At 43.2% G+C, this 14,204-nt stretch carries 14 protein-coding genes, 1 other RNA gene and 1 pseudogene; 9 read left to right on the forward strand and 7 right to left on the reverse strand.

Annotation, left to right across the window (positions count from 1 at the left end; all coding sequences use genetic code 11):
* Both ASV53_RS17470 and ASV53_RS17475 read right to left on the reverse strand, forming a co-directional pair.
* On the reverse strand, positions 1-392 hold a 392-nt coding region (locus ASV53_RS17470; RefSeq protein ID WP_141226268.1), incomplete at its 3' end, for a PilW family protein.
* Positions 376-894 (reverse strand): GspH/FimT family pseudopilin, encoded by a 519-nt coding sequence (locus ASV53_RS17475; RefSeq protein WP_094958033.1) that lies wholly within the window; start codon positions 892-894, stop codon positions 376-378. The genes ASV53_RS17470 and ASV53_RS17475, both read right to left, overlap by 17 nt.
* Positions 895-994: 100 nt before the next feature.
* On the opposite strand from ASV53_RS17475, the gene ASV53_RS26145 reads away from it, so the two are divergent.
* Positions 995-1,468: a type IV pilin protein gene (locus ASV53_RS26145; RefSeq protein WP_275657111.1), complete on the forward strand. Its 474-nt coding sequence runs from the start codon at positions 995-997 to the stop codon at positions 1,466-1,468.
* 82 nt (positions 1,469-1,550) lie between these two features.
* On the opposite strand, the gene dnaJ is transcribed toward ASV53_RS26145, so the two are convergent.
* From dnaJ to grpE, 3 genes are all read right to left on the reverse strand, one after another.
* Positions 1,551-2,696, reverse strand: a complete 1,146-nt coding sequence (dnaJ, locus tag ASV53_RS17485; RefSeq protein ID WP_094958034.1) for a molecular chaperone DnaJ — start codon at positions 2,694-2,696, stop codon at positions 1,551-1,553.
* Between the two features lie 88 nt (positions 2,697-2,784).
* Positions 2,785-4,704 carry a molecular chaperone DnaK gene (gene dnaK, locus ASV53_RS17490; RefSeq protein WP_062691331.1) on the reverse strand — a complete coding sequence of 640 codons (1,920 nt, stop codon included), beginning with the start codon at positions 4,702-4,704 and terminating at the stop codon, positions 2,785-2,787.
* Between the two features lie 210 nt (positions 4,705-4,914).
* A complete protein-coding gene (grpE, locus tag ASV53_RS17495; RefSeq protein ID WP_062691330.1) occupies positions 4,915-5,538 on the reverse strand; it encodes a nucleotide exchange factor GrpE in 624 nt (207 codons plus the stop codon).
* A 186-nt stretch (positions 5,539-5,724) separates the two neighbouring features.
* On the opposite strand from grpE, the gene nadK reads away from it, so the two are divergent.
* The 3 genes from nadK to bamE all read left to right on the forward strand — a co-directional run bounded on the left by nadK (position 5,725) and on the right by bamE (position 9,086).
* Positions 5,725-6,615 carry an NAD(+) kinase gene (gene nadK / locus ASV53_RS17500; protein WP_390960832.1) on the forward strand — a complete coding sequence of 297 codons (891 nt, stop codon included), beginning with the start codon at positions 5,725-5,727 and terminating at the stop codon, positions 6,613-6,615.
* A gap of 225 nt (positions 6,616-6,840) precedes the next feature.
* Positions 6,841-8,508 (forward strand): DNA repair protein RecN, encoded by a 1,668-nt coding sequence (gene recN / locus ASV53_RS17505; protein WP_094958036.1) that lies wholly within the window; start codon positions 6,841-6,843, stop codon positions 8,506-8,508.
* Positions 8,509-8,729: 221 nt separating this feature from the next.
* Entirely contained in the window at positions 8,730-9,086 is a 357-nt protein-coding gene (bamE, locus tag ASV53_RS17510; RefSeq protein ID WP_062691329.1) for an outer membrane protein assembly factor BamE, read from the forward strand.
* A gap of 107 nt (positions 9,087-9,193) precedes the next feature.
* On the opposite strand, the gene ASV53_RS17515 is transcribed toward bamE, so the two are convergent.
* Entirely contained in the window at positions 9,194-9,508 is a 315-nt protein-coding gene (locus tag ASV53_RS17515) for an RnfH family protein (RefSeq protein WP_062691328.1), read from the reverse strand.
* A complete protein-coding gene (locus tag ASV53_RS17520) occupies positions 9,498-9,932 on the reverse strand; it encodes an SRPBCC family protein (protein WP_062691327.1) in 435 nt (144 codons plus the stop codon). Before ASV53_RS17520 ends, ASV53_RS17515 begins: the two co-directional genes overlap by 11 nt.
* 163 nt (positions 9,933-10,095) lie before the next feature.
* On the opposite strand from ASV53_RS17520, the gene smpB reads away from it, so the two are divergent.
* The 5 genes and pseudogenes from smpB to ASV53_RS17540 form a co-directional block, all read left to right on the forward strand.
* On the forward strand, positions 10,096-10,578 hold the full coding sequence (smpB, locus tag ASV53_RS17525) for an SsrA-binding protein SmpB (RefSeq protein ID WP_062691326.1): 483 nt from the start codon (positions 10,096-10,098) through the stop codon (positions 10,576-10,578).
* Between the two features lie 105 nt (positions 10,579-10,683).
* Positions 10,684-11,053: a transfer-messenger RNA gene (gene ssrA / locus ASV53_RS17530) on the forward strand.
* A 96-nt stretch (positions 11,054-11,149) separates the two neighbouring features.
* Positions 11,150-11,305: pseudogene (locus tag ASV53_RS26205) on the forward strand (DUF6538 domain-containing protein); the annotation flags it as partial.
* 180 nt (positions 11,306-11,485) lie between these two features.
* A complete protein-coding gene (locus ASV53_RS17535; protein ID WP_239928837.1) occupies positions 11,486-12,415 on the forward strand; it encodes a site-specific integrase in 930 nt (309 codons plus the stop codon).
* Between the two features lie 190 nt (positions 12,416-12,605).
* Positions 12,606-14,204 (forward strand): STM2767 family DEAD/DEAH box helicase (locus ASV53_RS17540; RefSeq protein ID WP_094958038.1); only part of this gene is annotated, 1,599 nt, incomplete at its 3' end.

Raw genomic sequence — 14,204 nt, forward strand, 5'->3', positions numbered from 1 at the left:
GTTTCAGACGTTAAAACATTTAATCGATTATTACTTTTATAATACGACCGATAATATTTTCTCACCCCATCGAAATAGCCGTAAGAAATACAACTGGCAATGGCTGGGGGGGGAGGTGATAGATGTACGACCATCGATGGATCAGTTCCTGTGATCACAAAACTAGAGCGCATGCCTTCATTGTAGCCAGCCCTAACAATATCTTCTTTCATCATTTTTAATGTGTCATTTAAATCTTGAGCGACCATTAACTCCAATGAGCGTTGAGAGTTAAGTTTATATCCAGATAAAAAAACAGAAGAAACAAAGCCTAAGGCTATCAAGCTAATCGTTGAGGCAACCATTAACTCGATTAAACTGTACCCTCTGTTTTTACTAACTGCAGGTGCCATAATTATAGCCTCCGAGTTCAGAGCATGTATAAATCCGTCCTGTCATATTGCTTACTTTAACTTTTATTTTTTCAGCGTTGTTATCCGTATTAAATATTAAACTGCCATTCTGTCTTGGCCGCCCGGTTAATGAGCTAAAATTAACACTTTCTTTTTGAAAAGAACGAGATAGAACCACACCTTTAAAATCAGCTCCATTAATGGCACCGATAACATCATTTGTTATTTTATCCATCGCTGTAATCGACCAATTATCTGAACTATTATTCGCGATTTTTTCAATACCAGAAAACGTCACAAGAACATCGTTGCTACGCATGACTGATTCCGATTTAGATAAAACAAATAGCCACTCTATTTCGGTTGCTAAGCGCTTTAACTTTTCTTTCTCTATCAGGCTAGAAAAGGCTGGAGCAGCCGAGCTCATAAAAATAATAACTACAGAAATAGTAACTAATAGCTCAATTAAAGAAAACCCGATAACTCGCTTATGTTTATGCATCTATTACTCCATGATAAACATTAATTCGCGATCCATAACGCAATCCTTACTACGAAATAATCTAATTAATCTCATTACATTGATTGTCATGCTATCACCAATGCAAAATAGTGAAGATTTTATGAAAGCGAGTTTAGGGTTACATCTACTTTATAAGAGAATTTTTAAAATGAAGATACAAAAAGGTGTGAGCATGATCGAGCTACTTATAGTAGTAGCCGTTGTAGGAATATTATCGGCTATAGCTTATCCCTCTTATGCCGACCATATGCTCAAATCCCATCGAACCCAAGCGATGGCTGACATGATGAAGATACAGTTAACTCTAGAAGAAAAATATAATCAATCAGGCAGTTATGATTACACGATAGTCGCTAATGGAACATGTATATTTTGTGAAACAGACACTAACCGCTACAAAATGACTATTGATAGCTCTGGCACAGGTGCTAACACTTATATTGTTAAAGCCACACCCCAATCAGCTACAGGACAAAATAAAGATGAATGTGGCACGCTGAATCTCAATGCCGCTGGAATAGGTAGCGAAAGTGGCAATAGTAGTTGTTGGTAAATAATTAGCTTTTCACCAGACACAAAAAAGCCGCCGTGTTATTAAACACGGCGGCTTTTCTTTAACTTTGCGAGCTTAACGCTTAGCCAGTCAAATCATCAAAGAACTTCTTCACACCATTGAAGAAACCTTCTGACTTAGGCTTGTGCTTGCTTGCGGCTTTACCACCAAAGCTTTCTTCAAGCTCTTGCAGTAACTCTTTCTGACGAGAGCTAAGGCTAACCGGTGTTTCTACTACAAGTTTGCAGATCAAATCACCAATAGCACCACCACGTACAGATTTAACACCCTTACCACGCATACGGAACATACGGCCCGTTTGCGTTTCTGTTGGCACTTTCAGGTTTACACGGCCATCTAGAGTAGGGACTTCAACTTCGCCACCCAGTGCTGCCATTGTAAAGCTAACCGGTACTTCACAGTAAAGGTTGTTACCATCACGCTCGAAGATATGGTGCTCTGCTACGTGAACTTGTACATACAAGTCACCCGCTGGTGCACCAAACTCGCCCGCTTCACCTTCGCCAGTTAGACGAATACGGTCGCCTGTATCAACCCCTGCTGGGATTTTAACTGATAGCGTTTTGGTTTCTTCTTTACGGCCGTGACCATGACAAGTACCACAAGGGTCTTTGATGATCTTACCGCGACCATTACAGTGTGGACAGGTTTGCTGTACAGCAAAGAAGCCCTGACGCATCTGTACTTGGCCTTGACCATGACATGTACCACAAGTGGTTGCTGAAGAACCTTTCTTCGCACCGCTGCCGTCACACGTATCACAGCCAACTAATGTTGGTACACGAATCTCTTTAGAACAGCCACGTACAGCCTCTTCTAAAGTTAATTCCATGTTGTAGCGTAGATCTGCGCCACGTTGTTGACGTTGTTGTTGACGTCGGCCACCGCCGCCACCAAAGATATCGCCAAACACATCGCCGAAGATATCGCCGAAATCTGCACCACCACCGTAGCCGCCACCGCCGCCACCCATACCGCCTTGTTCAAAGGCTGCATGACCGTATTGGTCGTAAGCTGCTTTCTTCTGTGGATCCGTTAAGATTTCGTACGCCGTCTTAACTTCTTTGAATTTATCAGCCGAGCTCTCATCGCCCTGATTACGGTCAGGGTGGAACTTCATGGCAAGACGCTTATACGCCTTTTTGATATCACGCTCTGATGCATCGCGACCGACACCCAGAACTTCATATAAATCACGTTTTGACATACTAAAAGTCACCCGCCTTTAATACAGCTACGGGCGTGAGAGGTTCACTCTAACGCCCGTGCAGAAATAAGATTATGAATTAACTATCTTATTTTTTTTCGTCTTTAACTTCTTCGAATTCAGCGTCAACTACGTTGTCATCTTGTGGTTGAGCTTGCTCTGCGCCACCAGCTTGCGCTTGTTGTGCTTGAGCTTGTTGCTGAGCGATTTCCATTAGCTTTTGAGCAGCAGTCATAAGTGCTTGAACTTTAGCGTCGATAGCTTCTTTATCTTCGCCACCTTTCACTTCTTCTAGCTCTTTAATTGCTACTTCAATTTTTTCTTTCTCGTCAGCTGGAAGTGCATCACCTGCTTCTTCAATTTGCTTACGAGTGCCGTGGATCATTTGGTCAGCTTGGTTACGTACAGTCACTAACTCTTCGAACTTTTTGTCCGCTTCTTTGTTAGCTTCTGCTTCTTGAACCATTTTTTCGATTTCTTCTTCAGAAAGACCGCCAGATGCCTGGATAGTGATCTTCTGCTCTTTACCTGTTTGCTTGTCTTTAGCAGACACGTTCAGGATACCATCAGCATCTAGGTCGAATGTTACTTCGATTTGTGGCATGCCACGTGCTGCTGCTTGGATACCTTCTAGGTTAAATTGACCTAGAGACTTGTTGTAAGTCGCTTGCTTACGCTCACCTTGAAGCACGTGGATAGTTACCGCGCTTTGGTTGTCTTCAGCAGTCGAGAACACTTGATCCGCTTTTGTTGGGATAGTTGTGTTTTTCTCGATTAGCTTAGTCATCACGCCGCCCATCGTTTCGATACCGAAAGATAGAGGAGTAACATCTAGAAGAAGAACGTCTTTAACGTCGCCCGCTAGAACACCACCTTGAACAGCAGCACCTACAGCAACCGCTTCATCAGGGTTCACGTCTTTACGTGGTTCTTTACCGAAGAACTCAGTAACTTTAGCTTGAACCATAGGCATACGTGTTTGACCACCTACTAGGATAACATCAGTGATGTCGCCTACAGATAGGTCTGCATCTGCTAGTGCTACTTTTAGTGGCTCTAGAGAACGTTGAACTAGGTCTTCAACTAGTGATTCTAGTTTCGCACGTGTCACTTTAACGTTCATGTGCTTAGGACCAGTTGCATCAGCAGTAACGTAAGGAAGGTTTACGTCAGTTTGCTGTGCAGAAGATAGTTCAATCTTCGCTTTTTCAGCTGCTTCTTTAACACGCTGCATAGCAAGAGGATCGTTCTTAAGGTTGATGCCTTGCTCTTTTTTGAATTCGTCTACTAAGTAGTTGATCATGCGGTTATCGAAATCTTCACCACCAAGGTGTGTATCACCGTTAGTTGCTAGAACTTCAAATGTTTTCTCGCCTTCAACTTCATCGATTTCGATGATAGAGATATCGAATGTACCACCACCAAGGTCGTAAACCGCGATAGTGCGATCGCCACCTTGCTTATCAAGACCGTAAGCTAGTGCAGCAGCTGTTGGTTCGTTGATGATACGTTTAACATCTAGACCTGCGATACGGCCAGCATCTTTCGTTGCTTGACGCTGTGCATCGTTAAAGTAAGCAGGTACGGTTACAACTGCGCCAGTTACTGCCTCACCAAGGTAGTCTTCTGCAGTCTTTTTCATTTTCTTAAGTACTTCAGCAGATACTTGAGGAGCAGCCATTTTTTGGCCTTTCGCTTCTACCCATGCATCGCCGTTGTCAGCCTTAACAATTTTGAAAGGCATGATTTCGATATCGCGCTGTACTTCTTCGTCTTCAAAACGACGACCGATAAGACGCTTGATAGCGAAAAGGGTGTTCTCAGGGTTAGTTACCGCCTGACGCTTAGCTGGTTGACCAACTAATGTTTCACCATCTTGAGTGTAAGCAATAACAGATGCCGTTGTACGCTCACCTTCTGCGTTTTCAATTACACGTGGTTTGTCACCATCAAGTACTGCAACACAAGAGTTAGTTGTACCCAAGTCAATACCAATGATTCTACCCATCAGGCTTTCTCCGAAATTCGTTTAATTGTGCTAACTAGCAACACATCTTCAATGCCACTAGCAATTGGGCTATGCCCGAAAAATATCTTTACGATGTCGTATGACTAATAAATAAGGTCAGCCGACAGCTTTTCAAGGGGACCCAAGAAAAAAAATGCAAAAAAAATAAAAAGCCCGCCGTAGCGAGCCTTATTTAATTGCTCGCAACGATTACGCTTGCGTATCAATGTTGCCCGCAGGGGCTTTCGATACCATTACCATCGCAGGGCGAATAACACGACCGTTAAGTTCGTAACCTTTTTGCATAACTAACATTACTGAGTTAGGTGCAAAATCAGCACTTTCTTGAATCGTCATCGCTTGGTGGAATTCAGGGTTAAACGCTTCGCCCATTGGGTCGATTTGCTTAAGGCCGAATTTCTCAACCGTGCTTGTCATGGTTTTCAGTGTTAGTTCAACACCTTCAAGCATTGGCTTAAGTGCTTCATCGTTTTTGTCTGTCATTTCGATAGCACGTTCCATGTTATCGATAACAGGCAGTAGCTCTTCAGCAAACTTGTTAAGCGCAAACTTACGCGCTTTATCAATTTCTTGCTCGCTACGACGACGAACATTTTCACCTTCAGCGCGAGCGCGTAATGACGCATCAACCGCATCTTTCGCTTTCGCATCGCTTGCTAGCAACGCCGCTTCTAATTCAGCAATACGTGCTGCTTGCAGTTCTTCCATTGTCATTTCAACAACTTCTTCCTCAGCAGATACAGTCTCAGCCGTGTCTACAGTGTTTTCCTGCTGTAGTTGCTCGTCCTGTACTTTTTTCTCTTCGTTGCTCATGCTTTCGCTTCTCCGCCAAGATATTGAGTTCAAAATATTGCGGGGGATTTAAACATTAAACCCCACACAAAAAACAGTCTTGCGCATATTATGGGGATGAACTTCAATGATTCAAGCTGATATCGTTCACAAAGCGCGACATTCTTCTCATCCAAAGGCTATACTGCCCCCACTATCACCCGTCGGATCAAGGACATGAAGCGCATTTTTGACACTGTCGCATTAATTGGTAAACCGAGAAATCCAGATGCCTTACAAACCCATAAAGCACTGTACGATTGGCTTACGGAAAAAAAATATAATGTGTTAGTTGATCACCGCCTTGAAAACGAGATCGACGTCCCCGCCGATTGTTTTTGTGATTTACTCACTATAGGTGACAAAGCCAACCTCGCCATTGTGGTGGGTGGCGACGGCAATATGCTGGGCGCTGCACGGGTGCTTTCCCGATTCGACATCGCCGTAATCGGGGTGAATCGCGGCAACCTAGGGTTCTTAACCGACCTAGACCCAGATACCTTTGATCAAGAACTAGCAGCCGTACTGCAAGGCGAATTTGTCAGCGAACAACGCTTTTTATTGGAAGCGGAAGTACACCGCCATGGCCAAATAAAAAGCCGTAATGCCGCTTTAAACGAAGCGGTATTACACCCAGGCAAAGTCGCGCACATGATAGAGTTTGAAGTCTATATCGACGAAGCCTTTGCTTTTTCACAGCGCTCAGATGGCTTAATTATCGCTACCCCGACAGGCTCAACGGCGTATTCATTATCTGGCGGTGGCCCGATTTTATCACCCAGCTTAAACGCCATTACCTTGGTGCCTATGTTCCCGCACACCCTCTCAAGCCGCCCATTAGTGGTTGATGGTAACCGCCGGATCAAATTATTGGTTTCGCCAGATAACGGCAGCACCCTTGAAGTAAGTTGTGATGGGCAGGTGTCGTTACCGGTTAGCCCTGGCGATGAAATTCATATTTATCAGAGCCCTGAATGCTTGCAACTGATCCACCCGAAAAACTACAGCTACTATGAAGTGCTTCGTGGCAAGCTAGGTTGGTCGAGCAAGTTGTTCTAACCCTGTATATCGCGAATATACCGTAAACCACACCATACTAAGCCAGCCACCGCGCTGGCTTTTTTACATTTCGTCGTTCAAATATTTCACTAACTATCATTAAGTTAGATAAAAAATGAGCACTCTCCTTCTTTCATCACAAAAATGTGCACAGGTATCTTTACTGTACGTAGATACAGTATATACTGTATGAAAACACAGGTGTTGATTTAAACAGGTGAACACATGCTCGCTCATATGACGATCTCTAACTTTGCTATTGTCAAAAGTCTTGAATTTGAACTTAAGTCAGGAATGACCACCATTACTGGTGAAACTGGTGCTGGTAAATCCATTGCAATTGATGCCTTAGGCTTATGCTTGGGCGATCGCGCAGAAGCTTGCATGGTTCGCCCGAATGAAGACAAAGCTGAAATTTCAGCCGCGTTTTCACTGGCCAATAACCAAGCAGCCCGCCGCTGGTTAGAAGACAACGAATTGTGTGATGGCGACGAATGTATTTTACGTCGCGTGATCACCAAAGAAGGTCGTTCACGTGGTTTTATCAACGGCAGCCCTGTACCTGCTTCACAACAAAAAGCCCTTGGCCAACTGCTGATCAACATCCATGGTCAGCATGCTCACCAACAACTGATGCGTGCCGATCACCAACAGCAAATGCTGGATCAATACGCTGGTCACCACGTATTAATGGACAAAACGCGCCAAGCATACCAAGTGTGGCGTCAGGCCAGTAACGAGCTAAAACGCTTAAGCCAAAGCCGTGAAGAGAACGAAGCCCAAAAGCAATTAATTCAATACCAAGTGAAAGAACTGGATGAATTAGCACTGGGTGAAGACGAATATCAAGAGATCGAAGAAGAGCACAAACGCCTATCCAACTCAGGTGAACTGGCAATGTCGAGCCAAAGTGCCTTGGCAATTTTGTACGATAACGACGATGGCAATGCCCTGCAATTACTGCAAATGGCCAGCCAGCAAGTGTGCGCCCTTGGCGAGCTAGATAGCCAGCTTAATACCGTGCCACAGATGCTGGAAGAAGCGATCATCCAAGTACAAGAAGCCAGCCAAGAACTGCGCTGTTATTTAGATGCGATGGACATGGATCCGCAACGCCTTGTTTATCTTGAAGAGCGATTAGCCAAGATCATGTCGTTGGCACGTAAGCACTACGTCATGCCCGCAGAGCTGTACCAAAAACATCAAGATCTACTTAAAGAGCTAGAAGACTTAGATTGTAGCGACGAACGCCTAGACGGCCTAGCCGACGAAGTAGAAGTAAAACGCCAACAATTTATTGCGCGCGCAGAAAAGCTCAGCAAAAGTCGCCAGCGTTACGCCAAAGAATTGGATAAGAAAATCTCTGACAGCATGCACCAACTCAGTATGGAGCACGGTATTTTCAATATCGACATTCAAAGCGACGCGACAGGAATGCTTAGCCCGCTGGGTTTCGACACCATTACCTTCTTGGTATCAACCAACCCGGGCCAACCTTTGCAGCCACTGGGTAAAGTGGCATCAGGGGGTGAGCTATCGCGTATATCACTGGCAATCCAAGTGATCACCGCCCAAAAAGTAGAAACACCAAGCCTGATTTTCGATGAAGTCGATGTGGGTATCAGTGGCCCGACGGCGGCGATTGTGGGCAAAATGCTGCGCACCTTGGGGGAATCCACCCAAGTCATGTGTGTTACTCACTTACCGCAAGTGGCTGGTTGTGGCCACCAACAAATGTTTGTGGCGAAAACCGCCTCTAACGGCCAAACAGAAACCAGCATGCGCCCATTGCAGCAAGATGACCGCGTTGCTGAATTGGCACGCCTATTGGGCGGCAGCGAAATCACCGAACGCACCTTAGCCAACGCAAAAGAATTGCTGATTGCGGCATAGCTAATATTTATCGGCAATCTATTTTCAGCGCCTACCCCGACAACGTGATAAAATAACCAGTACTGCCATGCAACTAATTAAAGTAATGGCAGTCTGTATACTTAACCAATACCAAAGCTGGTATTGTATTGGTTGAGATTCACTGTTTTTTATCTGCCTTTTTACTTCTGCTTCGAGCTTGTTTATTATCGCAGCAGTTAAAGCGAATACGCCGGGATGCTATGAGTTGGAAAAACATTGCCGCACTTACGTTAGCACTAAGTCTACTGGGTGGCTGTTCAGTTGTTGAACGATTGGTTTACCGTATTGACATCAACCAAGGTAACTTCTTGGAAGCAAAAGATGTTGATACACTACGATTTGGAATGAATAAAGAACAAGTACGTTATGTATTAGGTTCGCCAATGCTAGTAGAGCAAGGCCACCCTGACACTTGGTACTATGTTTACTACCACAAACCAGGCCATGGTGATCCACAGCAAAAAGACCTAACGTTAAGCTTTGATAAAGACCATAATTTAATTGGCTTATCAGGTGATTACCAGCAAGGTCCTAAGTTCATGGATGGCATGAACTAATAAAATCTGCCAATGGCCACACCTGCTAATAGGTTTTCACCTATGAAACAGATGCAAAAAAGCTCGCCTTAGCGAGCTTTTTTATGGCCGAAAAACAGCACCATTCGTTATTTATTCGCTTCTGCCGCTTTTTTGGCTTGCTCGGCACGCTTACGGCGGATCTCTTTCGGATCAGCCAGTAGCGGACGATAAATCTCGATACGATCACCATCGCGCACTGTCGCATCAAGCTTCACATTACGGCTATACACACCCACCTTATTTTTCTTTAGGTCGATGTCTGGGTACATTTCAAGTACACCTGATTGTTCGATAATCGCCTGTACTTTGGTATCAGACGTGATCGCAAGTTTAATGACTCGCTGCGCCACAGGCAGTGCATACACTACCTCGACATGAATTAACTTATCGTCAGAATTCATAAACTTCTTTTGCTCGTTGCGTAAAAGCAGACACCATATTACCGGTTAACTCTTTAAATACTTTCCCGAACGCCATTTCAACAATCGCATTAGTAAATTCAAAATCAAGATTAAGCTCGACTTTACAAGCTTCAGCATCGAGTTCGATAAACTTCCAGCCACCAACCAACTTCTGAAAAGGGCCTTCAACAAGCTGCATTTCAATATTTTGAAAACTGGTTAACTGGTTACGGGTAACAAACGTTTTCTTGATCCCAGCCTTAGCCACATCAACAGATGCCATCATGTGCAATTCAGAACTTTCCAGTACTTTCGAGCCTGAACAGCCTGGCAAAAAGGCAGGATAAGACTCAACATCGTTAACCAATTCAAACATTTGCTTGGCGCTAAAAGGGACTAACGCAGAGCGAGTGATCTGAGGCATAGTTTCTCCTTAACCCTTAGACGAAAGTAATGATACCATTACTGCGCTAACAGCCAAAATAGGGAATACAGCGCATAATCGCTTACCAAGGTAAGACCGATGCCCCCTGTAATTCTCTCGACCGCCCCTAAACAGTGCGGGACACAGAATAAAAAGAGTATTTATGGCCAAGAAAAAACCAAGTAAACCGGGTAGCAATACCATTGCAAAAAACCGCTCCGCGCGTCATGAGTTTTCGATTGACGACGAATATGAAGCAGGCCTCTCGCTACAAGGGTGGGAAGTAAAAGCGATTCGTGACGGTAAAATCAACATTTCAGAGAGTTATGTCTTCCTGCGTAATGGCGAAGCCTTTATCTCTGGTGTCACTATTACCCCACTGAATGCCGCTTCTACCCACGTAGTTGCTGACCCAACACGTGTGCGTAAACTGCTGCTTAACCGCCGTGAAATCGAAAAGCTAGAACATGCTGTAAACCGTGATGGTGAAACCATTGTGGCATTAACCATGTACTGGAAGGCATCTTGGGTTAAAATTAAGATAGGCACCGCGCGAGGCAAGAAATTGCACGATAAGCGTAGTGACAGTAAAGATCGTGATTGGCAGCGTGATAAAGCGCGCATCATGAAACACAGCGCAAGATAGTCAACTTGTGGCTAAGTGTTCGATTTTTATCCATAAACACTTAGTCACATCGTAATTTGTTGACGCATATATAAAGTATGCTAATATCGAACGCGTAACACCTCTGGGGCTGATTCAGGATTCGACAGGATCACGAAGGCTTTGGGAGCATGTCGTGGGGCGGTTTGCCACGTTAAAAGCCGCAAAAAAATAGTCGCAAACGACGAAAACTACGCACTAGCAGCTTAATACTCTGCTGAGAGCGCTCCTGCCCTAGCTTCCGCTTGTAAGACGGGGATTAACAGGGGTTCAAACCCAAACGAGATAGCGAGGGAACCTTTGACTAGAGAGGTGAACCGCGAAATAGAATTCTGGTATGTATTCGCATAGCGTGTCTGTTCGCAGTGTCGGGTACGAGAATAAAGACAGACTAAGCATGTAGCGCCTCTGGTTAGACTGATTTTGGACGCGGGTTCAAATCCCGCCAGCTCCACCAAACGTTTGGAAAGGCTGTTAACTCATTGAGTTAACAGCCTTTTTTGGTTTTTAATCTAGTAACTTTTGCTGTTTGTACTAAAAAAAGGTACTAAACATGCGCTACCTCTCCCTAGCAAAAAGTGGTAACTGGTACTTCCGCTACCAAATCTCAGCACAACACAGACACCTCTTTGATAACCGCTTCGAGGTAAAACAATCTCTCCGTACTTCCAACAAGCAAGAGGCCATCATCAAGTCGCTAAAGCTAGAGCTTGAGATCCGCACCTCAATACAAACCAAGACACTTATCTCGCACTCAAAATGTGCTACTAATTGCACTAACACACCACCAAAGATAAAGCAGGCTTCCTCTACCTCACTAGATCCGTTCAAGTGTCTGGAAAAATACAAAGAGTCAAAGCGTGAACTTGTCAGCCAGAAAACGCTAGAAATGGCTTATAACAAGTGCTTTACCGTAATTACTTTACTTGGCAAAAAAGAAATCAAAGAAGTTCGTCGTATGGAGGCAGAAGAAGCTCGTGTCTTACTTAGCCAGTACCCAGTGAATGCCAGAAAGTTCAAAGAGTTTGATGGTCTAAAAGGCAAACAACTTATCAAGGCCAATGAAAAGCACCAAAAAGCAACCCTGAGCACTGAGAGCGTTAAAGATTACATTCAGAAAAGTTCGTCGTTTTTTGAATGGTGCGTGCAAATGGAGCTGACGGACATAAACCCATTTAAGGGAATGAAATTCAGAAAAACACGCAAAGACAGCGAAGCCAAGCATGCCTACTCTAAGGAAAATTTGAAAAAGCTATTTAGTACTGAGATACACACCCAAAAAAAGTACCTACACCAACATTATTACTGGCTGCCGATTCTTGGCTCTTTAACGGGTGCGCGGCTAAATGAGCTATGTCAGCTCTACAAGAAAGACATATACCAGATTGACGGCATATGGGTGCTTCAGATTGATGACAGGTTTGCTGGGCAGAAGTTAAAGAACAACTTTAGCCGAAGAATCATCCCTATCCATAAAAAAATCATTGAATTGGGCTTCATCGACTACATTAATTCGGTTCAATCGGAAAGGGTATTCCCTGAGCTAAAAGAAGCCCGTGACGGTTTTGGTACAGCTGCATCTAAATGGTTTGGACGGTTCAAGATCAAACTTGGGTTTGAGCGTGGCTTTGATTTCCACTCTTTCAGACATACCGTGGCTAATCAGCTTAAACAACAGTCAGTGTCACAAATTAAAGCAGCTGAAATCTTAGGTCATGCCCAAAACAGTATTACTTATGACCGATACGGCAAACAGGTAGAGGTGCAATATTTAGTTGATGTAATAAACAGCTTATCCGTAGACCATTTACCGAACTAAGCTCCACCTGCATCACCTGCATTCAGACAAAACGCAGGTGATGCAGGCCAGTCAATACATCTCATAGGAATAAATACTGCATTACTGAAAAGGTTAGTAGCCTTCAGATTATGAAAAAAAGATTCATCCAATTTAATCAATAGATTAGTATTGTAAGATTAGTATTTCACAAATAGGTACTTGTCTAACAATGTCTAGTAGCTTCTTCTACCTTCAAGTTGAAAAAAATGATGAGAATAGCGCTCTGTTGAACCGCCTTGAGCAGTATTCCATTGACAATATGAAACAGGTTTATGTGGTGGATAAACCTTTAGGTGACACTAAGTACAACTACAGCTATCAACATGCAATAGTTGTACTTGCTCCCGACCATAAAATCACGTTTGTGAACTTAGGGGATGATGAAGACGACTTTGAAGAATTTGTCGAGGACTTTGTCGAGGACTTAGGTTCTATTTCAGACAAGTATCGCTATAAAGACAAGATTGGTCGTCCTCGTAAATGGAAGCGAGAGCTTATCCACGAAGTGGCGATTAATGATATCGATGATTGGGGAGCGTTATTTGATGGGATATATCTTGATGACCCTAAAAAGAAGAAGACCTCAGAACTGTTAGTCTCACTACTAACAGGCAGCATCAACGACATTGAGAAAGTTAAAGATGATGTTCCCGATAACGTTCTTGATAGAGTAAAACAGAAGATTCTATTGTTTGATGGTGACCAAACTCGGTTCATTTATCAAAAACCTCAGAAGGATACAATTAGGATTCAAGGCTTGTCGGGAACAGGTAAAACTGAACTGTTACTTCATAAGCTAAAAGAGCTGTATGTCTCTGAGGAAAACTCCGATAGCAAAATCATGTTTACCTGCCACAATAAAATCCTAGCGGCTAGTTTACATAAGCGAATTCCTGATTTTTTTGACTTTATGAAAGTTGAACAACAGATTCTTTGGAATCAGCGTTTGTGGTGCGTAAATGCTTGGGGTTCTCAGTATGATAAAAACTCAGGAGCTTACAGTTATATCTGTGAATTTTATGGAGTTCCGTTCCTTCGTTATAATCGATTCACCTCTTTTGATGACGCTTGTAAGAGCGCCATCGAACATCTCAAGAAAAACAACTCTGTAAATGAAAGAGGGTATGCTTTTGATTATATTTTACTTGATGAGAGTCAAGATTTCCCAGATTCTTTTATTGACCTATGCCAGCTAGTAACAAGCAAAAATCTTTATGTAGCAGGTGATATTTTCCAAAGCATATTTGATGAAAATTTGGTTAGTGAAATAGAACCAGATTACTTACTAAGTAAATGTTATAGGACTGAACCAAGAACTTTGATGTTTGCTCACGCATTAGGGATGGGGCTTTTTGAAACACGAAGACTTCGTTGGTTGGAAGATAAAGAATGGATTGCTTGTGGATATCAACCAACCAAAAAAAATGGTGTATATGAACTATCGAGAGAACCTCTTCGAAGATTTGCAGATGTTGTTGACCAAAACCACTCAAGTGTTCAGATAGTTAGAACTAGTGCAAAACTTAATGAAACATCAGAAACAAAAATCATTGAAGTCATTAAGCAAATTCAAGCTGAAAACCCTTCAGTAACTGTGGATGATATTGGTATTATTTTCATCGATAACCACGACTATGTTTATAACACCGCTGATAATCTATATTTTTCTATAAAGCAAGAATTTGGTTGGTATGTCAACAAAGCATATGAGTCGAAAAATAAGATAAAAGGAACATTATTTGTTAGTAACAAAAATAATGTTAAGGGC

The sequence above is a fragment of the Photobacterium sanguinicancri genome, assembly GCF_002265265.1.
Lineage (GTDB): Bacteria > Pseudomonadota > Gammaproteobacteria > Enterobacterales > Vibrionaceae > Photobacterium > Photobacterium sanguinicancri.